The organism is Burkholderia sp. NLJ2, from assembly GCF_049487195.1.
In the GTDB taxonomy this organism is placed as follows: Bacteria; Pseudomonadota; Gammaproteobacteria; order Burkholderiales; family Burkholderiaceae; genus Burkholderia; species Burkholderia pyrrocinia.
Genome location: NZ_CP137808.1, coordinates 1759133 through 1783137, shown reverse-complemented (window position 1 = coordinate 1783137; position 24005 = coordinate 1759133). Strand labels below are relative to the sequence as shown.

The 24005-nt window shown below is 65.8% G+C and carries 20 protein-coding genes; 3 read left to right on the top strand and 17 right to left on the bottom strand.

Translation table 11 applies throughout. The annotated features are described in order from the left end of the window. Positions 1–18 precede the first annotated feature (18 nt). The 16 genes from R9B84_RS08220 to R9B84_RS08145 form a co-directional block, all read right to left on the bottom strand. Complete coding sequence (locus R9B84_RS08220; RefSeq protein ID WP_423759912.1) at positions 19–1323, bottom strand: MFS family transporter; 1305 nt, start codon at positions 1321–1323, stop codon at positions 19–21. Between the two features lie 235 nt (positions 1324–1558). Beyond that, entirely contained in the window at positions 1559–3238 is a 1680-nt protein-coding gene (locus R9B84_RS08215; RefSeq protein WP_423759911.1) for a SpoVR family protein, read from the bottom strand. Next, the gene (locus tag R9B84_RS08210) at positions 3235–4503 is read right to left on the bottom strand and encodes a YeaH/YhbH family protein (protein WP_423759910.1); all 1269 of its coding nucleotides are present in this window, start codon (positions 4501–4503) and stop codon (positions 3235–3237) included. Before R9B84_RS08210 ends, R9B84_RS08215 begins: the two co-directional genes overlap by 4 nt. Before the next feature lie 125 nt (positions 4504–4628). Further along, entirely contained in the window at positions 4629–6551 is a 1923-nt protein-coding gene (locus R9B84_RS08205) for a PrkA family serine protein kinase (RefSeq protein WP_047900613.1), read from the bottom strand. A gap of 545 nt (positions 6552–7096) precedes the next feature. Then, positions 7097–8872: a methyl-accepting chemotaxis protein gene (locus R9B84_RS08200; RefSeq protein ID WP_423759909.1), complete on the bottom strand. Its 1776-nt coding sequence runs from the start codon at positions 8870–8872 to the stop codon at positions 7097–7099. A 299-nt stretch (positions 8873–9171) separates the two neighbouring features. Continuing rightward, positions 9172–10101 (bottom strand): ribokinase, encoded by a 930-nt coding sequence (gene rbsK, locus R9B84_RS08195; protein ID WP_423759908.1) that lies wholly within the window; start codon positions 10099–10101, stop codon positions 9172–9174. Beyond that, a complete protein-coding gene (locus R9B84_RS08190) occupies positions 10098–11129 on the bottom strand; it encodes a LacI family DNA-binding transcriptional regulator (protein ID WP_423759907.1) in 1032 nt (343 codons plus the stop codon). Before R9B84_RS08190 ends, rbsK begins: the two co-directional genes overlap by 4 nt. Positions 11130–11164: 35 nt before the next feature. Next, positions 11165–12184: an ABC transporter permease gene (locus R9B84_RS08185; RefSeq protein WP_423759906.1), complete on the bottom strand. Its 1020-nt coding sequence runs from the start codon at positions 12182–12184 to the stop codon at positions 11165–11167. Then, the gene (locus R9B84_RS08180; RefSeq protein WP_423759905.1) at positions 12181–13794 is read right to left on the bottom strand and encodes a sugar ABC transporter ATP-binding protein; all 1614 of its coding nucleotides are present in this window, start codon (positions 13792–13794) and stop codon (positions 12181–12183) included. Before R9B84_RS08180 ends, R9B84_RS08185 begins: the two co-directional genes overlap by 4 nt. A 145-nt stretch (positions 13795–13939) precedes the next feature. Next, positions 13940–14890, bottom strand: coding sequence for a sugar ABC transporter substrate-binding protein (locus R9B84_RS08175; RefSeq protein WP_423759904.1), 951 nt, complete (start codon positions 14888–14890; stop codon positions 13940–13942). Between the two features lie 315 nt (positions 14891–15205). Continuing rightward, positions 15206–15592, bottom strand: a complete 387-nt coding sequence (locus R9B84_RS08170) for a DUF805 domain-containing protein (RefSeq protein ID WP_423759903.1) — start codon at positions 15590–15592, stop codon at positions 15206–15208. A gap of 620 nt (positions 15593–16212) precedes the next feature. Continuing rightward, positions 16213–17139, bottom strand: coding sequence for a CysB family HTH-type transcriptional regulator (locus R9B84_RS08165; protein WP_423759902.1), 927 nt, complete (start codon positions 17137–17139; stop codon positions 16213–16215). 75 nt (positions 17140–17214) lie between these two features. Next, positions 17215–18273, bottom strand: a complete 1059-nt coding sequence (locus R9B84_RS08160) for a sulfate/molybdate ABC transporter ATP-binding protein (protein ID WP_069745421.1) — start codon at positions 18271–18273, stop codon at positions 17215–17217. A 13-nt stretch (positions 18274–18286) separates the two neighbouring features. After that, complete coding sequence (gene cysW / locus R9B84_RS08155) at positions 18287–19237, bottom strand: sulfate ABC transporter permease subunit CysW (protein ID WP_423759901.1); 951 nt, start codon at positions 19235–19237, stop codon at positions 18287–18289. Beyond that, positions 19234–20127: a sulfate ABC transporter permease subunit CysT gene (gene cysT, locus R9B84_RS08150; RefSeq protein ID WP_047900602.1), complete on the bottom strand. Its 894-nt coding sequence runs from the start codon at positions 20125–20127 to the stop codon at positions 19234–19236. Before cysT ends, cysW begins: the two co-directional genes overlap by 4 nt. A gap of 122 nt (positions 20128–20249) precedes the next feature. Beyond that, positions 20250–21287 carry a sulfate ABC transporter substrate-binding protein gene (locus R9B84_RS08145; protein ID WP_423759900.1) on the bottom strand — a complete coding sequence of 346 codons (1038 nt, stop codon included), beginning with the start codon at positions 21285–21287 and terminating at the stop codon, positions 20250–20252. A 264-nt stretch (positions 21288–21551) separates the two neighbouring features. Between R9B84_RS08145 and lexA the strand changes: the two genes are divergently transcribed. The 3 genes from lexA to R9B84_RS08130 are packed head-to-tail and all read left to right on the top strand — an operon-like array spanning position 21552 to position 23307. After that, positions 21552–22199 carry a transcriptional repressor LexA gene (lexA, locus tag R9B84_RS08140; protein ID WP_423759899.1) on the top strand — a complete coding sequence of 216 codons (648 nt, stop codon included), beginning with the start codon at positions 21552–21554 and terminating at the stop codon, positions 22197–22199. 26 nt (positions 22200–22225) lie between these two features. Then, a complete protein-coding gene (locus tag R9B84_RS08135) occupies positions 22226–22561 on the top strand; it encodes a hypothetical protein (RefSeq protein ID WP_047900599.1) in 336 nt (111 codons plus the stop codon). Between the two features lie 29 nt (positions 22562–22590). Next, positions 22591–23307 (top strand): DUF2939 domain-containing protein, encoded by a 717-nt coding sequence (locus R9B84_RS08130; protein ID WP_423759898.1) that lies wholly within the window; start codon positions 22591–22593, stop codon positions 23305–23307. A gap of 87 nt (positions 23308–23394) precedes the next feature. On the opposite strand, the gene R9B84_RS08125 is transcribed toward R9B84_RS08130, so the two are convergent. Continuing rightward, positions 23395–23892 (bottom strand): universal stress protein, encoded by a 498-nt coding sequence (locus R9B84_RS08125; RefSeq protein ID WP_034184109.1) that lies wholly within the window; start codon positions 23890–23892, stop codon positions 23395–23397. Positions 23893–24005: the final 113 nt, after the last annotated feature.

The following is a 24005-nucleotide window of genomic DNA, read 5'->3' as shown; positions in this document are numbered from 1 at the left end:
CGCGCGCTGCGCAATCGATCACGGTTCGTGGCGCAGGTACCCTTCCTTGCTCGGATCGCGCATCCGCCACGACACGATCAGCGAGATCGCGCACAGCACGGTCACGTACCAGTAGAAGGTTTCCTCGCTGCCGATCGACTTGAACCACAGCGCGACGTACTCGGCCGAGCCGCCGAAGATCGCGTTCGCGACCGCATACGACAGGCCGACGCCCATCGCGCGCACTTCCGGCGGGAACATCTCGGCCTTGATGAGACCGCTGATCGACGTGTAGAAGCTGACGATCGCCAGCGCGACCGTGATCAGCACGAACGCGGCCACCGGGCTCGTGACGTCCTTCAGCGCATGCATCAGCGGCACCGTGCCGATCACCGCGAACGAGCCGAACAGGATCATCGACGTACGGCGGCCGATCCTGTCGGACAGCGCGCCGAACACCGGCTGAATCAGCATGTAGACGAGCAGCGCGACGGTCATCACGTTGCTGGCCGTCTTCGCGTGCATGCCGGCCGTGTTCACGAGGTACTTCTGCATGTATGTGGTGAACGTGTAGAAGATCAGCGAGCCGCCGGCCGTGAAGCCGACCACCGTGAAGAACGCGCCCTTGTGCTGCCACACGCCGCGGATCGTGCCGGCGTCCTTCTTGTCGCGCGACGCGCTGGTCGACGTCTCGTCGAGCGATTTCCGCAGGTACAGCGAGATCAGCGCGGCCGCCGCGCCGACGACGAACGGGATGCGCCAGCCCCAGGCCTTCAGTTCGTCGGTCGACAGCGTCTGCTGCAGGATCACGAGCACCAGCAGCGCACACAGCTGGCCGCCGATCAGCGTCACGTACTGGAACGACGCGAAGAAGCCGCGCCGGCCCTTCAACGCGACCTCGCTCATGTAGGTCGCGCTCGTCCCGTATTCGCCGCCCACCGACAGCCCCTGGAACAGGCGCGCGACCAGCAGCAGCGCCGGCGCGAGCGCGCCGATCTGTGCATAGGTCGGCAGCACCGCGATCACGAGCGAGCCGCCGCACATCATCAGCACCGAGATCATCATCGCAGCACGCCGGCCGTGACGATCGGCGATGCGGCCGAACAGCCAGCCGCCGATCGGACGCATCAGGAAGCCGGCCGCGAACACACCGGCCGTGTTCAGCAGCTGCGTCGTCGTGTTGCCGCTCGGGAAGAACGCCGGCGCGAAGTACAGCGCGCAGAACGAGTAGATGTAGAAGTCGAACCACTCGACGAGGTTGCCCGATGAGGCGCCGACGATGGCGAACACGCGCCGCCGGGTGTCATGCGCGGACAGCGCAGCTTGGTCGGTCTGGACGTCCATGGATTGGTCTGTTCCTTTTAGTGCTTTCTGGGCGAGACGGCTGGGGGCCGCCGCGTGCGGTCGCACGTGGCACCGGTTCCGGCGGCACGGCGCTACGGGATTTTAGCGAAATGTAAAGTAACAGGCTTTCCGGGTTCGTCCGGATGTAGAAGATTTTTCTCCTGCCACGCGTTCGTCATATGAAAACGCCAGCCCGCGGGCTGGCGTCCGATGCAAACATTCTTGAAGCCGACGATCAAACGCGCACCTCCGGCGGCACGTAGCGGCACTCGTAGCGCTTGCGCACGGTGCCGGCCTCGTCGACGCTTTCCAGGTACACGTCGAACTGCCAGAGCCGCGCCATGTGCTTGAGCACCTCGTCGCTGTCGTTCGACAGGTGGCGGTTGTCGGTCATGAAGTGACGCAGCGTGAGGCTGCGGTCGCCGCGCGTGTTCACCGCCCACACCTGGATGTTCGGCTCGCGGTGGTGGATGTCGTACTGCCGCGACAACGCCTGCCGCACGTACTGGTAACCGGAATCGTCGTGGATCGCCGACACCTCGAGCGAATCGCGCATGTCGTCGTCGAGCACCGAGAAGAGCCGCATCTCGCGGATCAGGTTCGGCGACAGGTATTGCGCGATGAAGCTCTCGTCCTTGAAGTTGCGCATCGCATAGTGCATCGCCGGCAGCCACGGGGTGCCCGCGATCTCCGGAAACCACTTGTAGTCCTCTTCCGTCGGTGCTTCGCAGATCCGCCGGATGTCGCTCATCATCGAGAAACCGAGCGCATACGGGTTGATCCCGCTGTAGTACGGCTTCGTGACGGGCGGCTGGTAGACCACGTTGCTGTGCGAATGCAGGAACTCCATCATGAAGCCGTCTTCCAGCTTGCCCTGGTTGTACAGCGTGTTCAGCAGCGTGTAATGCCAGAACGTCGCCCAGCCTTCGTTCATCACCTGCGTCTGCCGCTGCGGGTAGAAATACTGGCCGATCTTGCGCACGATGCGGATCACTTCCCGCTCCCACGGTTCGAGCAGCGGCGCGTTCTTCTCCGCGAAATACAGCAGGTTCTCCTGCGGCTCGGGCGGATAGCGGCCTTCCTGCTCCTCCATCAGCTCCGGCTTCTTGCCCGGCAGCGTGCGCCACAGTTCATTCACCTGCGACTGCAGGTACGCCTCGCGCTCGCGCCGCAGCGCCGCTTCCTTCGACAGCGACGGCTTCTGCGGCCGCTTGTAGCGGTCGACGCCGTAGTTCATCAGCGCATGGCACGAATCGAGCAGTTCCTCGACCCGATCGAGCCCGTAGCGCTCCTCGCATTCCGCGACGTAGTTCTTCGCGTACACGAGATAGTCGATGATCGCGTGCGCGTCGGTCCACAGCCGGAACAGGTAGTTGCCCTTGAAGAACGAGTTGTGCCCGTACGCCGCGTGCGCGATGACGAGCGCCTGCATCGTCATCGTGTTCTCTTCCATCAGATACGCGATGCACGGATTCGAATTGATGACGATTTCGTACGCGAGGCCCATCTGGCCGCGGCGGTAGCTCTTCTCGGTCGCGAGGAAGTGCTTGCCGAACGACCAGTGGCGGTAGTTGACGGGCATCCCGACCGACGCATACGCATCCATCATCTGTTCGGCGCTGATCAGTTCGAGCTGGATCGGGTAGATGTCGAGCTCGTATTGTTCGGCGACCTGCGAGATGTGCGTGTCGTATTCCTCGAGCAGTTCGAACGTCCAGTCGGACGGGCACGGCAGCGGCTTGCGTTCGGCAACGTTCATACGCGCTTCCTTTTGCCCGGAGCCGGGCAAGTCGGCGGCCGGCGGCGGCGGTTCGGCCTGCGCGCGTTGCTGCGATGCGGCAGAGCCGGCCGTGTCGTCGCCGGAGGGGCGCGGCTCGTAGCCGCGCGACTCGTTGTGCAGATGGCGGGTCGTCATGACATTTCCACCTGCTTTTCGAACAATTCGCGAAACACCGGGTAAATCTCGGCAGCCGATTCCACTTTTTTCATCGCGAGATGCGGCTGCGACAGCGCGAGCTGCGCGTACTCCAGCCACAGATTCTGCTCTTCCGGCGCGACCTGGATATACGCGAAGTAACGCGTCTTCGTGAGGATATCCTCTTCCAGGATTTTGCGACACTTGGGCGAATCGTCGGTCCAGTTGTCGCCGTCGGACGCCTGCGCGCCGTAGATGTTCCACTCGGTCGGCGAGTAGCGCTCGTTCTGCACCTTGCGCATCAGTTCGAGCGCGCTCGACACGACCGTGCCGCCGCTCTCGGTCGAATGGAAGAAGGTATCCTCGTCGACTTCCTCGGCACGCGTATGGTGACGGATGAACACGACCTCGATGCGCTCGTAGTTGCGCTTGAGGAACAGGTAAAGCAGGATGAAGAAGCGCTTCGCGAGATCCTTGCGCTGCTCGTCCATCGAGCCCGACACGTCCATCAGGCAGAACATCACGGCCTGGCTCGACGGCTGCGGCTGCTTCACGCGGTTGATGTAGCGCAGGTCGAACGGATCGATGAACGGAATCCGCCAGATGCGCCCCTTCAGGTGATGGATCTCGGCCTCGAGCGTCGCGATGTCCTCGCGGCGGTCTTCCGGATCGCTCTTCATCAATTCGAGCTGCGCCTCGAGTTCGCGCAACTCGTTGACGAGCGGCGAGCCGAGCGCGATGCGCCGGCCGAGCGCGCTGCGCAGCGAACGCACCACGTCGATGTTGTTCGGCGTGCCTTCCGCCGACCAGCCCGCGCGCACGTTCTTCCAGCTCGGCACCGTCAGCAGGTGCGTCTTCACGAGGCGCGGCAGTTCGAGATCGTCGAAGAAGTACTGCATGAACTCGTCGCGCGACAGCTCGAACACGAAGTCGTCCTGCCCTTCGCCTTCGTTGCTGGCCTGACTGCCGCCGCCGCCCGAGCCGCCCTGCGGACGCGGGATCTTGTCGCCGCGCACGTAGTCCTCGTTGCCGGGGTGCACGTATTCACGACGCCCGCCCGGCCCGTGCCGGAAATTCGGCTCCGCGATGTCCTTGCGCGGGATCGTGATGCTCTGCGTGCTCTGGATATCCTTGATGCTACGGTCGCGCACCGCGTCGGACACGGCACGACGAATGTAGTTCTTGACGCGACGCAGAAAGCGTTCGCGGTTGGCGATGCTCTTGTTCTTGCCGGCCAGCCTGCGGTCGATGATTTGATGAAGCACTGCCGGTCTCCCGCTCGAAAGTCGATATGCCGGGACGCTCGCCGCACATGCCGTCTCCCGTCATGCGGGCGGCGTCTCTGAAAGCGCCCGTACGGACGCGCCGTACGGGCTCGGTACCGCGCGCGTCATGACGACTTGCGCACGCGCAGATACCAGTCGCAAAGCAGCCTCACCTGCTTCGGCGTATAGCCCTTCGCGACCATCCGGTTCACAAAGTCCTCATGCTTGCGCTGCTCCTCCGCCGAACCCTTTGCGTTGAACGAAATCACCGGCAACAGCTCCTCGGTGTTCGAGAACATCTTCTTCTCGATCACGACGCGCAACTTCTCGTAGCTCGTCCACACGGGGTTCTTGCCGGCGTTCGCCGCCCGTGCACGCAACACGAAGTTCACGATCTCGTTGCGGTAATCCTTCGGATTGCTGATGCCGGCCGGTTTCTCGATCTTCTCCAGCTCCGCGTTCAACGCGGCGCGATCGAAGCTCTCGCCCGTGTCGTGATCGCGGAATTCCTGGTCCTGGATCCAGAAGTCGGCATACGTGACGTAGCGGTCGAAGATGTTCTGGCCGTACTCCGAATACGACTCGAGATAGGCCGTCTGGATCTCCTTGCCGATGAAATCCGCGTAACGCGACGCGAGCACGTCCTTCACGAAGGACAGGTACTTCTGCTCGGTTTCCGGCGGGAACTGCTCGCGTTCGATCTGCTGTTCGAGCACGTACATCAGGTGCACGGGGTTGGCCGCGACCTCGCTCGAATCGAAGTTGAACACGCGCGACAGGATCTTGAACGCGAAGCGTGTCGACACGCCCGTCATCCCTTCGTCCACGCCCGCGTAGTCGCGGTACTCCTGATACGACTTCGCCTTCGGATCGGTGTCCTTCAGGTTTTCGCCGTCATACACCTGCATCTTCGAGAACAGGCTCGAATTCTCCGGCTCGTGCAGACGCGACAGCACCGAGAACTGCGACATCATCTTCAGCGTGCCCGGCGCGCATACGGCCTCGGCAAGCGACGAGTTGCGGATCAGCTTCTCGTAGATCTTGGTCTCTTCCGACACGCGCAGGCAGTACGGCACCTTCACGACGAAGATCCGGTCGAGCAGTGCCTCGTTGTTGCGGTTGTTGCGGAACGCCTTCCACTCCGACTCGTTCGAGTGCGCGAGGATGATCCCGTCGAACGGAATCGCGCCGAAGCCCTCGGTGCCCTTGAAGTTGCCTTCCTGCGTGGCGGTCAGCAGCGGGTGCAGCACCTTGATCGGCGCCTTGAACATTTCGACGAATTCGAGCAGGCCCTGGTTCGCGAGGCACAGGCCGCCCGAGTAGCTGTACGCATCGGCATCGTCCTGCGCATACTGTTCGAGCTTGCGGATGTCGACCTTGCCGACCAGCGACGAGATGTCCTGATTGTTCTCGTCGCCCGGCTCCGTCTTCGCGATGCCGACCTGCCGCAGGATCGACGGATAACGGCGCACGACGCGGAACTGGCGGATGTCGCCGTTGTATTCGTGCAGGCGTTTGACGGCCCACGGACTCAGGATGTTTTTCAGGTAGCGGCGCGGAATGCCGTACTGTTCCTCGAGGATCGGGCCGTCTTCGTCGTAGTCGAACAGCCCGAGCGGCGATTCGTTGACGGGCGAGCCCTTCAGCGAATAGAACGGCACGCGCTCCATCAGTTGCTTCAGACGCTCGGCGATCGACGACTTGCCGCCGCCCACCGGGCCGAGCAGGTAGAGGATCTGCTTCTTCTCTTCGAGCCCTTGCGCAGCGTGGCGGAAATACGCGACCACCTGCTCGATCACTTCCTCCATTCCGTAGAACTCACGAAACGCCGGATAGACCTTGATGACCTTGTTCGCGAAGATCCGCGACAGGCGCGGCTCGTTGCGGGTATCGATGTGTTCAGGTTCCCCGATTGCTGCCAGCATGCGTTCACCAGCCGTCGCGTACGCGGATGGATCGTTCTTGCAGAGCGCGAGATACTCCTCCAGCGAGAGCTCTTCCTCTCGCGTTTTTTCGAAGCGGTTCGCGAAGCTGCTGTAAATATCCATGCTACCTCCCTCGCCTGAGTCTGAAGACGTGCCTGCCTTCGTACGACTGCGCAGAAGCAAGCGCGTTCGAATTCATCCTAAACCCTTTCTTATTTTTTTTCACGAACTCTTCGTATGAAGTTCGTTATTCTCGACAACACCGCTTGGACAACACATTTCGCCGTTTTACAATCGATCTCCCGAGCCGCAGAATCTGCATCCGCCGCGTCTTGTCGAACGACGGAACGTCTTGTGCGTTGGACACATCCGACGTCGTCGCTTCTCCCCTTCATCCCTATACGTTCGAGCGGCCGTTTACGACGACACGCTTCGCGCACCGTTACAATTTTTTTGCGCAGCGCCCTTACGGAGATACCCGTACGACAGTTGCGGGCATACGACGCGCATCGTTGCGTGTATCCGCCGGGACGGGTCGCGCGATGCACGCAACGATGCACGATCGTTCATGCGCACTGTCACATTTTGTCTGCCGCCGAAACGACGACGCCCGCATGTCGCGGGCGTCGTTCGTCACCAAATGGGGATAGATACGCGGCATGCGCGAATCAGAAGGTCTCCCAGTCGTCGGCGCCGGCGGCCGCAGCGACCGGCGCCGCTGCGGATGCCGCGGATGCAGTCACGGGCTTGCGAGCCGGCGTCGCCGCAGCCGTGCGCTTCGGCGGGGCATCGCGATCGTCGCGCGCAGCAGCCTGTTGTGCCGGCACCGCAACCGCCGTCGCGGGGGCACGCGACGCGTGACGCGCCGCAACCGGCGCGACGGCGCCCGGGCGTGCCGCTTCGTCGTCGAGCTGGAACACCGACGCCGTTTCGCGCAAGCGCGCAGCCTGTTCGTCGAGCGACTGCGCGGCGGCCGCGGCTTCCTCGACGAGCGCCGCATTCTGCTGCGTGACCTCATCCATCTGCGCGACCGCGCGCGCCACCTGGTCGATCCCGCCGCTCTGTTCCTCGGATGCCGCGGCGATTTCGCCCATGATGTCCGTCACGCGCTGCACCGCACCGATCACGTCGCTCATCGTGCGCCCCGCTTCGTCGACCAGTGTCGAACCCGACCGGATGCGCTCCACCGATGCGTCGATCAGCGCCTTGATCTCCTTGGCCGCGGTCGACGAACGCTGTGCGAGGCTGCGCACCTCGCCCGCGACGACCGCGAAGCCGCGGCCTTCCTCGCCCGCGCGCGCGGCTTCGACGGCCGCATTCAGCGCAAGAATGTTGGTCTGGAATGCGATTCCTTCGATGATCGCAATGATGTCCGCGATCTTTGCCGAGCTGTCGTTGATCTCGCCCATCGTGCCGACCACCTGGCCGACCACCGTATTGCCCTTGTTTGCAATCTCCGATGCGTTCGCGGCCAGCGAACTTGCCTGTCGCGCATTGTCCGCGTTCTGTTTCACGGTGCCGGTCAGCTGTTCCATGCTCGACGCGGTTTCCTGCAGCGCAGCGGCCTGTTCCTCGGTGCGCGACGACAGGTCGATGTTGCCGGCCGCGATCTGGCGGGCCGCGGTCGCGATCGACTCGCTGCCGCCGCGCACGGTGCGCACCGTGTCGACGAGCCCGCGCTGCATCTTCGCGAGGCCGTCGAGAAGCTGGCCCATTTCGTCTCGCCGGTGCACGACGATCGGCCGGCGCAGGTCGCCTGCGGAGATCGCGTCGAAATGCGCGAGCGCGTCCGCGATCGGGCGGCCGATCGCGCGGCTCAGCGTCAGCCACGACAGCAACGCGGCGCCGAAGCCAGCCGCGAGCGCGACGATCGACAGCACGCGCAGCGTGTCGAACACCGTTTCCGCACGTTCGAAGTTCGCCTTCGCATCGGTGAACTGAAAGTTGCGCAACGCTTCGCTCGCCACCGAGAGATCGTTGTAGAGCGCCTGGAGCTGCTTGGCGCCGTCGCCGATGCGATCGCGCTGGTCCGCCCCGACGATGCTCGCGAACGCGTCACAGCTGCGTTGCAGCGCCAGCCGCTTCGCGGCGACATCCTGCGCGAGCCGATCCTCCTCCGGCCCGCGCGGCAGCGCGAGATACTTCTGCCACCACGCGTCGGACTGCGTGCGCATCGCACGGCTGCGCTCGATGGCGGCCGCCGAATCGGGCGTGCCGGACAGCAGCGCCGCGCGGTCGAGCGCGAGGCGCTCGCGCGCAGAGAACATCTCCGCGACCGCCACGTCGACCGCACTCGGCATCTGGTTCGTGAAAATATCGCGCGTCGAGTCGTTCGAACGCGTCATCCCGTACAGTCCGAGCACGCCGGTTACGCCCAGCAGCACCGCCAGAAACGCCATCGTCAAACCGATGCGCGCACGAATCGTCAGATTCCTGAACACCATCATCCATCCTGTGTTGCGTCGTCATGAACGGGCCAGGCCCGTTGGCTCGAAGCATTGCTTCACTCCGTGCATTTACGACCGTGTAGTGCACAACTTGATGGTTTTCCAGCAATTTTTTCGAATTATTAGTCTGTTTATTACAGACGGCTGAATAATTGGCGGGAAATCCGGCGGGTTCGCCGAACCGGATGGGAGAAAGCCCGCGGGGCGCCGGCCGGTGGCCGGTGGCTGATGACAGGCGGTACGGCCGGCCGTCGCATGTGACGGGCCGGCCGCGATGCGGAATCGGCGATCGGGCCCTATTCGGCCAGTTCGGCGAGCGTCGGAATCGACGGCTGCGCGCCTGCTCGCGTGACCGACAGCGCCGCCGCGCGTTGCGCGAAGCGGATGGCCGTGTCGACGTCCGCGCCGGCCGCGATCCGCGCGGAAAAGCCGCCGATGAAGGTGTCGCCGGCTGCCGTCGTGTCGACGGCCTGCACGGCCGGCGCCGGATAATGCCGCGCGATGCCGTCGGCCGTCAGCGCGAGCACGCCGCGCGCGCCGAGCGTGACCAGCACGTTGCGCGCGCCGCCGGCCTGCAGCGCACGCGCGGCGGCTTCCGCATCGGCCGGATCGCGCACCGGCAGCGCGGTCAGCGCGGCCGCCTCGACTTCGTTGGGGATCAGGTAATCGACCAGCGGCAGCCAGCCGTCCGGCAGCGGCGCGACCGCCGGGGCCGGATTGAGCACCACCGTGCGGCCGAGCCGCCGCCCGGCCGACAGCGCCGCGAACACCGCATCGGGCGGCGTCTCGAGCTGGCAGATCAGCACGTCCGCCGATGTCAGCGCGGCTTCGTGGCGCGCGACCGTGTCGGTCGCGACCTCGCCGTTGCCGCCCGCGACGATCACGATCGCGTTCTGGCTCGCATCGTCGACGACGATCAGCGCGACGCCGGTCGACGCCGACGCGCTCGTCGCCAGCCCCGTGCAGTCGATGCCCTCGGCTTCGAGGCCCGCGCGCAGCGCAGCGCCGTGCGCATCCGCGCCGACGCAGCCGATCATCGCGACCTGCGCGCCGAGCCGTGCGGCGGCGACGGCCTGGTTGCCGCCCTTGCCGCCCGCCGCCTGCGCGAATGCATGCCCGGCGAGCGTTTCGCCCGGCAGCGGCAGCCGCGGCGCACGCACGACGAGATCCATGTTCAGGCTGCCGACCACCGTCACGCGGCCGGCGCCCGCAGCGGCCGCCGTCATGCGCGACCGCCGGAGGCGGGCGGCTCGCGGTAGATCGCCGTCGATTCGCGCAGCACGAGGCGCGGCGACACGACGCGACGGCGGCTCGGCACGGCCGTCGAGCCGCCGCCGATCCGCTCGATCAGCGTCTGCGCGGCCATTTCGCCGAGCGCGCGCACCGACTGGCCGACCGTCGACAGCGCCGGATACGTGTAGCGGGAAAATTCGATGTCGTCGAAACCGATGATCGAGCAGTCGTCGGGCACGCGCAGCCCGCGCTCGGCCGCCGCGCGGAGCGCGCCGACGCCCATCAGGTCGTTGCCCGCGAAGATCGCGCTCGGCCGCACCGTTTCGAACAGCCGCGCCGCCGCGTGATAGCCGCCGAGGCACGAGAAATCGCTTTCCGCGATCGCACCCGGCACGATGTCGACCCCGCGCTCGGCCATCGCGCGGATGAAACCGTGCACGCGCATCGCGCTGACGGCCGTATCGGTCGGCCCGGTGATGCAGCCGATCTTCGCGTGCCCGAGTTCGAGCAGGTGGCGCGTCGCCAGGTACGCGCCGCGCTCGTGGTCGATCTGCACGAGGTCGGCCGCGAGCCCCTCGATGTTGCGGTCGACGACGACGAGCGGCGCATGGATGTCCGCGAGCGTCTGCGCCAGCACCGCATCCTCGCCCGCCGATGCGACGATCAGCCCGTCGATACGCTTTTCCTGCAGCACGCGCAGGTAGTTGCGCTGCTTCACGGGATCGTCGTCCGAGTTGCAGAAGAACACGCAATAGCCGTTGGCCGCGCACTGATCCTCGATGCCGCGCGCAAGCTCCGCGAAGTACGGATTCGTGCTGTTCGGCACGACGAGGCCGATGGTTGCCGTCGCCCGCGCCTTCAGCGAGCGCGCCACGGCCGATGGCACGTAGTTCAGCTCGCGGATTGCGCCCTCGACCTTCGCACGCACGTCCGCGGACACCGGCCGCGAATTGTTCACGACGTGCGAGACGGTCGTAAACGACACGCCCGCCATGGCCGCCACATCCTTGATCGTCGCCATTTCCCGTTTCTCTCTGGTCTGTTCTGTCTGTCTTTCTACCGAACGCGCGCGCGCCGGCTGCGATACGTATCGAGCACGACCGCCACCACGATCACCGCGCCGGTGATGATCCGTTTCGTCGGCTCGTTCGCGCCGATCTGCGCCAGCCCCGCGGCCAGCACGGAGATGATCAACACGCCGAAAAACGTGCTGATCACCGAGCCGCGCCCGCCCATCAGGCTCGTGCCGCCGATCACGACGGCCGCGATTACCTGCAGTTCGAGGCCCACGCCCGCGTTCGGGTCGGCCGCCTCGAGCCGCGAAATCTGGAACAGCGACGCGAGCCCCGCGAGCGCGCCCATCAATGCGAATACGAGGATTTTATACGGTCGCGGGTTAACCCCCGCAAGTCGGACGGCTTCCTCGTTCGTGCCGATCCCGACGAGATAGCGCCCGAACACGGTGCGCGTGAGCCCGAACTGGGCCGCGATCATCACCGCGACCGCGATCAGGAACGCCGGCGAGATGCCGAGCGCGATCGGGTTCGACAGGAAATCGAACGCATCGCCGATATAGGCCGTGCGCGAATTCGTCAGCTGATACGCGAGGCCGCGCGCGGCCTCCAGCACGCCGAGCGACACGATGAACGACGGGATCCGCCAGCCGACCGTGACCGCGCCGGTCAGCGCGCCGGTGGCGGTCGCGACCGCGATCCCGATCAGCGCGGCGGGCAGCGGCCCCCACTGCCATTTCAGCGCGGCGACGCTGACCATCGACGCGGCGAGCGCGAGCACCGAGCCGACCGACAGGTCGATCCCGGCAATGATCAGCACGAAGGTCATCCCGACCGACATCACGACGAGATCGGGAATCTGGTTCGCGATCGTGCTGAACGTGTCGTAGGTCAGGAAATGCGAGCTCAGCACCGAAAACAGCGCGATCATCGCGGCCAGCGCGCCGGCGAGCCCGAGATAGTTCGACAGGCCGAGCCGCGTGCCGGACAGCGTGCGCGCGCGGCGCCCGGTCACGTCCTGCTGCGCGCCTGCGTCGGTCGGGGATACGGGAGGCTGGGTCATTGCTGTCGTCCTGTCGTCGAAGTGCCGGGAGCGGCGCCCTGCGCCGGCCCCGCGTCCGGATGCTGCGCGCCGCCCGGCGGCGTCTCGCGGCCGAAGCCGGCGAACGCCGCGGCCAGCAGCGCATCCTGGGTCCAGTTGCCGCGCTCGAACACGGCGGTCATGCGCCCGGCCGACATCACGCCGATCCGGTCGCAGATCAGCATCAGCTCGCGCAGGTCGCTCGACACGACGACGAGCGCGCGGCCTTCGCGCGCGAGCGCGCCCATCAAAGTGTAGATCTCGAATTTGGCGCCGACGTCGATGCCGCGCGTCGGCTCGTCGAACAGCAGCACGCCCATGTCGCGCGCGAGCCAGCGGCCGATCACGACCTTCTGCTGGTTGCCGCCCGACAACTCGCCGACCGCCTGCGTCGCGCCGTGCGTGCGGATCCGCAGCGCGTCGATCTGCCGCTCGGCGAGCGCCGTTTCGCGCGCGGTGTCGACGATGCCGCCGCGCGCAAGCCGGTCGAGCTGGCCGAGCGACACGTTCGCGGTGACCGACTGCGACAGCAGCAGCCCCTCACCCTTTCGATCCTCGGTAATCAGCGCGATGCCGTGCTTCACCGCATCGACGGGCGAATCGATCCGCGCCGGTTTCAGCGGCTGGCCGACCGCGATCATCCCGGCATCCGGCGCATCGGCACCGTAGATCAGCCGCAGCAGCTCGGTGCGCCCCGCGCCGATCAGCCCCGAGATGCCGAAGATCTCGCCCGCACGCACCTCGAGCGACACGTCCTGCACGGCCGACCCGCGCGTGAGGCCCGACACGACGAGCCGCGGCGCGCCGATATGGCGCTCGCCGAGATCGATGTGCTCGCCGATCTCGCGCCCGACCATCAGCGTGACGAGCCCGTCGGATGTCGTCGCCGCCATGTCGCCGGCATGCACGAGCCGGCCGTCGCGCAGCACCGCGACGCGTTCGGCGACGCGCGCGAGTTCCTCGAGCCGGTGCGAGATGTAGACGATCGCGACACCGCGCGACTTCAGCCGATCGATCTGCTCGAACAGCAGCGCGACTTCGCGCGCGGTCAGCATCGCGGTCGGCTCGTCGAGAATCAGCACGCGGCAATCGCCGATCAGATTGCGCGCGATCTCGACCATCTGTTGATGGCCGATGCCGAGCGCACCGACGGGCGTATCGGGATCGACCATGTCGAGCCCGACCTGCGCCATCGCAGCACGCGCGTCGTCGCGCAGCCGCGCGCGATCGATGATCCCGAAGCGCCGCGGCAGGCGGTTCAGAAACAGGTTTTCGGCGATCGTCAGCGTCGGCAGCAGGTTCAACTCCTGCATCACCATGCGCACGCCGAGCGCCTCGGCCTGCGTGCGGCTCGCCGGCGCATACGCGTGGCCGCCGAGCTGCATCGTGCCGGCGGTCGGTTCGACGAGCCCGCCGATGATCTTCGACAGCGTGCTCTTGCCGGCGCCGTTCTCGCCCGTCAGCGCGAGCGCCTGGCCCGCCGCAAGCGACAGCGTGACGTCAGCGAGCACGGGTTCCGCATAGGTCTTGCCGATGCCGGAAACGGACAGCACCGGGCCGGCTGAACGGGAGGGTTGGAAGGTCGGTTCCATCGCGATCCTGGTTGCGGCCGCGCGCACGCGGCGCGCGGGTGTGACGCTCACTAGTGCATGTGAATGCAGTGGCCGTGATCGCGCTCACTCCGGATAACGGCCGCCGCGCCGGATTCTTGAGGGCGGCGGCCGCACCGGCGCGGCGTTACTTCGTCACGAGATCCACCGGCGTCTCGACCACGCCGGACATGTCGGCCTGCTTGCGATGCTCGGCGATCGCCTTGAGCGCCGTGTCGATACCGAACACGGCCTGCTTCGCCGCGTACTGGTCGGCGGTCGCGAGCACGCGGCCGTCCTTCAGCATCGGCTTGATCGCGTTGATGTTGTCGTAGCCGACCACGGCCACCTTGCCCTGTTTGCCGGCCGCGCGCACGGCCGACACGGCGCCGATCGCCATGTTGTCGTTGCCGCACAGCAGCGCCTTCAGGTTCGGGTATTCGTTGAGCATCGCGGCAGCCACCGCATTGCCCTTGTCGATCTCCCATTCGCCGGACTGCACCGACACGACCTTCATCCCGCCCGCCTTCATCGCGTCCTGGAAGCCGGCCGTGCGCTGCTGCGCATTGGTCGTCGTCGACACGCCTTCGACGATGCCGACCTGGTCGCCCGCCTTCAGCTTCTTCTCGAGGTAATCGCCGATCTTGCGCGCGCCCTTGCGGTTGTCCGGGCCGACGAACGGCACGTTCAGGTTCTTCGACTTCAGCACGTCGGGATCGAGCCGGTTGTCGATGTTCACGACGATGACGCCCGCGTCGACGGCCTTCTTCACGACCGGCACGAGCGCCTTCGAATCGGCCGGCGCGAGCACGATCGCGTCGACCTTCGACACGATCATCTGCTCGACGATGCGGATCTGGTTCGCGGTGTCGGTCTCGTCCTTGATGCCATTGGTGATCAGGTCGAACTGATTCGCGTTGTGTTTCTGGTATTCCTTCGCGCCGGTTTCCATGGTCAGGAAGAACTCGTTGGCGAGCGACTTCATCACGAGCGCGACCTTCGGCTTGGCCGCAGATTGCGCGTGGACAGCCGGTGCGGCGGCGACCGCGACGGCGGCAAGCGCGGCGGTCAGAAAGCGACGGCGAAAGCGGACATTCATACACATCTCCTGGCGACTGGCCCGAAGGGCCGGACTGTTGTTTTAATGTGAGCAAACGTTTGCGCCACACTACCCGAGCAATGGCCATCGATGCTGCTGTCGGTACCACGGAATGGAAGCGAGGCAGACGGCCGACTGCCTGGCGCGTGCTGTCGTTGACGCGCCACCGCCGGCTGGAAGCCGGCGGAGTGAAAGCTATGCTGTACCGATTCGTGTCGACGCGCAACCTGTCTGATCAATATTTAAGGGTTTTTTCGGAGTGCGCGATCGTGCGTCGCGACGCGCAAAAACCACACTTGCGGAGGCCGCAGCGCGTCACGCCGGGTCCTGCGGCGCCGGCTCGTCTTCGTCGGCCGACGGCGGCGCGCCGAAGCGGTTCGCATGCGGCGTGCCGGCGATGAAGCCGTTCATCACGAACAGCGCAATCGCGCCGACGATCGGTACGAAGAGCAGCAGCATCCACCACCCCGACTTGTCGATGTCGTGCAGCCGCTTCACGCCGACGGCAATCGACGACCACACCGCGACGACCGCGATCGCGAACAGCACGAGCATCGCCAGCAGCGGCAGATCGTCATTCGACGAACCGCGGGAACCTGCGTCGAAAAACGCGCTGACCAACGCGGAAACCAGCGCGTAGATCCACCACGGCATGCGCCCGATCCGGCCTTCGAAGGAAAAGAGAAACCATTTGAGATTCATTGTTTACCTCTTCTTCGTGCGTGCTGCGTGCTGCGTGCTGCGTGTTGCGTGTTGCGTGTTGCGTGTTGCGTGTTGCGTGTTGCGTGTTGCGTGTTGCGTGTTGCGTGTTGCGTGCTGCGTGTTGCGTGCTGCGTGCTGCGCAATGTGTCGTCGACTGTGTCGGAGGCGACCTTCCGCGCGCGTATTTTTCTGGATGCGGATTGCCTGCCAGTTTCGCTTTCCGCGCCTCGTCCTGGCGGCGTGAGTTGCGTGTTGCATTGCAGATGCTGGCCGGCCGGTCGGGATGACGACCGAGGAGCGGCTCGAATGCCCGTCATCCGGCATTCACGCGCATTGAATCATATCTTCCGAAAAATGGCCCGTTCGGCCTGGCCGAGTGGCCGAAACGAAGCGTTCGGATGTGCCGTCTCGTTTTTCTGCTGACAGGCGAACGCGTGTCGATCGCCGCGTGCGGCGAATCGGACTGGAAAGATTGAAAACCGCGACTGCGGTCGATGGGTCGATGAATCGGCCAACCATGATGGCGGCACCGCCCCTGCCGCCGCGCTGCGCATCGCATCGGGCGAACGCACGCCGCGCCGTCCGGGGCAACAGCCTGGACGGCGCGAGAACTGCTGCCGTCAGACGGCTTCGCGCAACAGCGCCGAGATTTCCGCTTCGTTCAGGTGCGGCGCGAACATCTCGATCAGCCGGTACGCATACGCGCGCAGGAACGCGCCCTTGCGCAGCCCGACCCGCGTCGTGCTCGCTTCGAACAGGTGCTGCGTATCGAGCGCGACGAGGCCCGTGTCACGCTGCGGATCGTAAGCCATCGCCGCGACGACGCCGATCCCCATCCCGAGCTCGACATAAGTCTTGATCACGTCCGCGTCGATCGCGGTCAGCACGACGTCGGGCACGGCACCTGCCGCCGTGAACGCCTGGTCGATGTGCGAGCGGCCCGTGAAGTCCTGGTCGTACGTGATGATCGGATACTCGGCGATTTCCTCGAGCGTCAGGTTCTCGCGGCCGACCAGCGGATGCCCCTTCGGCACGACGACCGTGTGGTGCCACGAATAGCACGGGAACGTGACGATGTCCGGATAGCGGTCGAGCGCCTCGGTCGAGATGCCGAGATCGGCCTCGCCGTTCAGGATCATCTGCGCGATCTGCTGCGGGCTGCCCTGACGGAGCGCGAGATGCACCTTCGGGAACACGTCGGTGAACTGCCGGATCACCTTCGGCAGCGCATAGCGCGCCTGCGTGTGCGTCGTCGCGACGACGAGGTGGCCGCTGTCCTGGTCCGCGAACTGGCGTGCGACGCGGCGCAGGTTCTCGGCGTCGAGCAGCATCCGCTCGATCAACTGGTGCACGGCCTTGCCGGGCTCCGTGAGGCCCGTCAGCCGCTTGCCGCGTCGAATGAAGATGTCGACGCCCAGTTCATCCTCGAGATCCTTGATCTGCTTCGACACGCCCGACTGGGACGTGTACAGCACGTTCGCGACTTCCGTCAGGTTCATGTTCTGGCGCACCGCTTCGCGCACGAACCGCAATTGCTGAAAATTCATGGGTATGCCTCTTAGGCTGTCGTTGTTTGATTGTCGAATCGGAGCGAATTCCGCCCCCTGCCCTGCATTCTCGCTTCAACGCGCGGGAAACACGCGCACCGCGCGCGGCACGGCCGTCGCGCCGTCGCCGACCTGCAGCGAGAGCGCACGCCACGCGTCGCGATCGAGTTCCGCCTCGAGCGCACCGCCCGCGCGCGCCTCGAGCTCGACGCGCACCGAACCGCCGAGCGGGATCACGCGGCGCACGTCCACCGCAATGCCGTCCCGGTGCCCTTCGCCTGCCGGCCAAAGCTGCAGGTCGTGCGGGCGCACGTACGCGTTCGCAGGGCCCGCGAAATCGGCGTCGACCTCGATCGGCGCAGCAGCGCCCTCGGCGACGAAGCCGCGCCCGGCGACCGTGCCCGGCAGCCGGTTCGCCGCGCCGAGGAACTCGTACACGAACGCGCTCTGCGGATGATCGTAGACGTCCTGCGGGCTGCCGACCTGCTCGACGTGGCCGCGGTTCAGCACGACGATTCGATCGGCCACTTCCAGCGCCTCCTCCTGGTCGTGCGTGACGAAGATCGTCGAGATGTGCAGGTCGTCGTGCAGACGGCGCAGCCAGCCGCGCAGTTCCTTGCGGACCTTCGCGTCGAGCGCGCCGAACGGTTCGTCGAGCAGCAGCACCTTCGGCTCGACCGCGAGCGCGCGGGCGAGCGCGATGCGCTGGCGCTGGCCGCCCGACAACTCGGACGGATAGCGCTGCGCGAGCCAGTCGAGCTGCACGAGCTTCAGCAATTCGTGCACCTTGTCGCGGATTACGGCTTCCGACGGCCGCTCGCGGCGCGGCTTCACGCGCAGCCCGAACGCAACGTTCTCGAACACCGTCATGTGACGGAACAGCGCGTAGTGCTGGAACACGAAACCGACCTGGCGGTCGCGCGCACCGACCGACGCGACGTCGAGCCCCTGCAGCACGACCTGGCCGGCGTCCGCGTGCTCGAGGCCCGCGATCACGCGCAACAGCGTGGTCTTGCCGCAGCCGGACGGCCCGAGCAGCGCGACCAGCTCGCCGGGCGGAAAGTCGAGCGAGACGTTGTCGAGCGCCGTGAAGTCGCCGAAGCGCTTCTGAAGGTTACGGACGGTGATACCCATTCTGGTTGCCTCTTTACGATTTCGACGAAACGGCGGCGACAGGGCCGGCATGTGCGGGAACGGCGTCGCGCGCGCCGGCCAGTTCGGCGGCGAGATGACGCTCGGCGAGCAGCTTCAGCGCGAGCGTGACGAGCGCGAGCAGCGCCAGCACCGACGCCACCGCGAACGCCGCCGCGAAGTTGTATTCGTTGTACAGGATCTCGACGTGCAGCGGCATCGTGTCGGTCACGCCGCGGATGTGGCCCGACACGACCGATACCGCGCCGAACTCGCCCATCGCGCGCGCATTGCACAGGATCACGCCGTACAGCAGGCCCCACCTCACGTTCGGCAGCGTCACGCGGCGGAAGATCTGCCAGCCCGACGCGCCGAGCACGCGCGCGGCCTCTTCCTCGTCGGTGCCCTGCGCCTGCATCAGCGGAATCAGCTCGCGCGCGACGAACGGGAACGTGACGAAGATCGTCGCGAGCACGATGCCCGGCACCGCGAAGATGATCTGCACGTCGTGATCCTGCAGCCACGGCCCGAGCCAGCCCTGCGCGCCGAACAGCAGCACGTACACGAGGCCGGAGATCACCGGCGACACGGAGAACGGCAGGTCGATCAGCGTCGTCAGCAGCGCCTTGCCGCGGAATTCGAACTTCGCGATCGCCCACGACGCGCACACGCCGAACACGAGGTTCAGCGGCACGGCGATCGCGGCGACGGTCAGCGTCAGCTTGATCGCCGCCCATGCGTCGGGATCGGCCAGCGATTCGAGATAGAAGCCGACGCCCTTGCGCAGCGCCTCGACGAACACCGCGGCGAGCGGCACGACGAGGAAGAACGCGAGGAACGTCAGCGCGATGCCCGTGAGCAGCCAGCGCACGACGCGCGACTCGCTGACGGGGTCGAGCCGATTCGCGGCGCGCCCTTGCGCGGCCGACGACGGGGTTTTCAGCACGACGGTGGCCTCCTGGCTCATTGCTGGCCTCCTGCTGCGGTTGCGGTAACGGTCGCGGGCGCGGGGCCGCTTGCACCCTTGCTCGTCCTGCGCTGCAAATACCATTGCAGCGTGTTGATCAGCAGCAGCATCAGGAACGACACGACCAGCATCACGACCGCGAGCGCGGTCGCGCCCGCGTAGTCGTACTGCTCGAGCTTCGTGATGATGAGCAGCGACGTGATCTCGGATTTCATCGGCACGTTGCCGGCGATGAAGATCACCGACCCGTATTCGCCGAGCGCGCGTGCGAATGCCAGCGCGAAACCGGTCAGCAGCGCCGGCAGCACGGCCGGCAGCACGACGCGGCGGAACGTCAGCCAGCGCGACGCGCCGAGGCACGCAGCGGCCTCTTCCTGCTCGCGCTCGAAATCCTCGAGCACCGGCTGCACGGTGCGCACGACGAACGGCAGCCCGATGAAGGTCAGCGCGACCAGCACGCCGGCCGGCGTGAACGCGATCTTGATGCCGAGCGGCGCGAGATACTGGCCGACCCAGCCGTTGGTCGCGTAAACGGCCGCGAGCGAGATGCCGGCGACCGACGTCGGCAGCGCGAACGGCAGGTCGACGATCGCATCGACGAGGCGCTTGAACGGGAACGTGTAGCGCACGAGCACCCACGCGACGAGGAAGCCGAACACGGCGTTGATCAGCGCGCCGCCGAGCGCGGCCGAGAACGTCAGCCGGTACGACGCGAGCACGCGCGGCGACGTGACGGCGGTGACGAACTGGTCCCACGACAGCGTCGCGGTCTTCAGGAACGTGGCGGCGAGCGGAATCAGCACCACGAGGCTCAAATAGGCCACCGTGATGCCGAGCGTCACGCCGAAACCGGGCAGCGCGCTCGGCTTGCGAAAGGTGTACGTCGTCATCGGATGCTCTTGCTGGGTCGATGCTGCTCATGGGTCCGACGCAAACGCCGGCGCGATGAATTGCGCCGGCGGCCCGTCGGGGATGCGGCGCGCTGTCGTGGCGCACCGCTGTCGTTATGGCGTTACTGCGGCTTGTAGATCGAATCGAACACGCCGCCGTCCGCGAAATGCGTCTTCTGCGCATTCGTCCAGCCGCCGAACGTGTCGTCGACCGTGTACAGCTTCAGCTTCGGGAACTGCTTGGTCAGTTCCGCCGGCACGTTCTTCGAACGCGGCCGGTAGTAGTTGCGCGCCGCGATCTCCTGGCCCTGCGGGCTGTACAGGAAGTTCAGGTACGCGTCGGCCAGCTTGCGCGTGCCCTTCTTGTCGACCACCTTGTCGACCACCGCGACGGGCGGCTCGGCCAGGATGCTCACCGACGGCACGACGATCTCGAACTTGTCGGTGCCGAACTCCTTGACCGACAGGAATGCCTCGTTTTCCCATGCGATCAGCACGTCGCCGATCCCGCGCTGCACGAAGCTCGTGGTCGCGCCGCGCGCGCCGGAATCGAGCACGCCCGCGTTCTTGTACAGCTTCGTGACGAATTCCTTCGCCGTCTGCTCGTTGCCGCCCGGCTTGTGCACCGCATATGCCCACGCGGCCAGGTAGTTCCAGCGCGCGCCGCCCGACGTCTTCGGGTTCGGCGTGACGATCGAGATGCCCGGCTTGGTCAGGTCGTCCCAATCCTTGATCCCCTTCGGATTGCCCTTGCGCACGAGGAACACGATCGTCGACGTGTACGGCGACGCGTTGTCGGGCAGGCGCTTCTGCCAGTCCTTGTTGACGAGCCCCTTGTTCGCGAGCGCGTCGATGTCGTACGCGAGCGCCAGCGTGACGACGTCGGCCTGCAGGCCGTCGAGCACCGAGCGCGCCTGCGCGCCCGAGCCGCCGTGCGACTGCTTGAAGTTGACGGTCTCGCCCGTCTTCGCCTTCCACTCCTTGCCGAACGCCTGGTTGAAATCCTGATACAGCTCGCGCGTCGGGTCGTACGACACGTTCAGGAAGGTCGTATCGGCCTGCGCGTGCGTCGCAACGCCCAGCGTCGCCGCCGCGCCCAGCGCGAGTGTTGCGATCAGGCGGCCCACTCCGCCCACCAGCCCCGTATTGCGCTTCGCCATCCTTGGTTCTCCAGTGTTGTCGGTATTGCGATGTCGGGCCAGTCTAACGAACGGGTTACATGATTAAAAATAATCGTTCTTCATTTTTTAATACTCAAAAGTGCTAACGCATACGGGATGGACGGTTGCGGCAGATGAACCGGCGTCCGAACGTCACGAAATCACGCCGGAACCGGCGTGATCGCGTCGAACCTCAAGTAACACTTGAAATTCGCGAAGTACTGTATAAAAATACAGCTCACTGTCTATCCATACAGTTGAGCCATGACCAAACTCACCGCCCGTCAGCAGCAAGTGTTCGACTTGATCCGTCGCGCGATCGAGCGCTCCGGATTCCCGCCCACCCGTGCCGAGATCGCGGCCGAACTGGGCTTCAGCTCGCCGAATGCGGCCGAGGAGCATCTGCGCGCACTGGCGCGCAAGGGCGTGATCGAGCTGGCCGCCGGCGCATCGCGCGGCATCCGCCTGCTCGGCCTCGAAGATTCCCCGCACCAGTTCACGCTGCCGCACGCCAGCCTGATGCAACTGTCGCTGCCGCTCGTCGGCCGCGTCGCGGCCGGTAGCCCGATCCTCGCGCAGGAGCACATCTCGCAGCATTACGCGTGCGATCCCGCGCTGTTCTCCAGCAAGCCCGATTACCTGCTGAAGGTGCGCGGCCTGTCGATGCGCGATGCCGGCATTCTCGATGGCGACCTCCTCGCCGTGCAGAAGCGCACGGAGGCAAAGGACGGCCAGATCATCGTCGCGCGTCTCGGCGACGACGTCACGGTCAAGCGCCTGATGCGCCGGCCGGGCGGTCTCGAGCTGATCGCGGAGAACCCGGATTACGAAAACATCTTCGTCAAGGCCGGCAGCGCGGAATTCGCGCTGGAAGGCATCGCCGTCGGGCTGATCCGCTCGGGCGAACTCTGACATTCCGTCTCGCTTAGGAGAACATCATGGAACGCCTTGCCCGCCTGCTGCCTTTCCGTCAATTCGGTCGCCTGCGTCATCTGCGCGGCCGCACGCCTTGCGCGCCGCTGTCCGCGGCAGCGCCTGTGAAAGAAGAAGTCGCAGTCGAACGGCAGGCGTCCCTGCTGCCATCGGCGCTCCCCGCTTTCGCGCGGGTATCGCTGAACGCCGGCCTGAATCATGCGGAACCCGCGCGCCGCGCCCCGGTGCGCGTCTATCACGGCCGGTCGCGCCTGATCATGGTCGGCACGATCGATGCCGTGTGCCGGATGATCGATCACTGCATCGCGGAGGAACGATCGGCCGCGCAAGGCGGTCTCTGATTGCGGAGCATTCCCGCACCGGAGGCAACGTGACTGGATCCTCGGGCCGCACATGGCGGCTCAAGCCACTGCTGATCGTCGTGCTGGCCGTCGCCGTCATTGCGGCGATCGGCTACGCATACGCATCGCCGTACGTCGCGCTCGGTCGCCTGAAATCGGCGATCGATGCACGCGATGCGCAGGCCATCAGTGAATATGTCGATTTTCCGTCGTTGCGCATCAGCCTGAAGCAGCAGGTTACGGAAGAGTTGATGCGCCGGATCGACGCGGTGAAGAAAGACAATCCGTTCGCGGTGATCGGTGCGTTGATCGGGTCCGCGCTGATCGGCCCGCTGGTCGATGCGTACGCGACTCCGGAGGGCGTGGCCGCGCTGATGAGCGGATTGCCGCCACGCGGCAATCCGGGCGAGCGCCCGCCCGAATGGTCGAATCTGCCGCAAGGCAATGCACCGGGCAGTGCACCGGCCGCACCACCCGCCAATCCGGCTCCGGCGAGCGCAGCCGTTCCGGGCAGCAACGCAGCCGCCGCGGCTGCGTCATCGCCGGCGCCGGCCGCCGCCGCACCGGCCAGCGCGAACGATGCAACGCACACGCCGCATCAGCAGCAAACCAGCGCGGGCTACCGGAATGTCGACGATTTCGTCGTGACCTACCAGCGCAGTGCCGACGGCACGCGCTATGCGGCGATATTCCACCGCTTCGGCCTGTTCTCGTGGAAGCTGTCCGCGATCGACCTGCATGCGTAGCCGGCCGCGGTCAACGCCCGCGCCGCTGATGCGGCGCGGCGCCTGACCGGCGCGCATCGCCGGTCAGGCCGTCATTGCGTCATCAGATCATTTGCCGCTCGCCGTGGCCGCTTCACGCTCGCGCGCGATTTCGGCCTTCTGCTCTTCCGCCGACGAACACGCAACCAGAATGCTGCAGTTCACGCGATCGAGCAGTTGCGTATTGCCCGACCCCATCCACCATCTCGACAGCCCGCTGCGGCACCGGTGGCCGACGACGACGAGGTCGACCTTCAGCTCCGACGCGAGATTCGCGATTTCGTCGATCGGGTAACCGAACGCAAAATGGCCTTCGGCCTGCACGCCGCGCTCGCGCAGCCAGTTCACGCCTTCCTGCAGGATTTCGCGCGCGGTTTCCTCGAAGCGGCCACACGCGACATCGGTCAGCAGCCCTGCGCTTTGCGCAATGCTCGATCGCATGTCGACGACCGACAGCAAGTGCGTTTCGGCCTTCAGGTCCATTGCCAGATTGGCGCCGCAACGCAGTGCCTTGCGCCCTTCGAGCGAGCCGTCGTAACACAGCAAAATCTTGTTGTAGCTAGCCATGAAACCTCCCTATCGCGACAACGAGCCTACGCATTCATCATGGTGCGCCGCAATTCAGGACGCAAGGGATGGAAAACGCTGATTCGCCCCGCTCGGCGCGTGCGCGATGATGC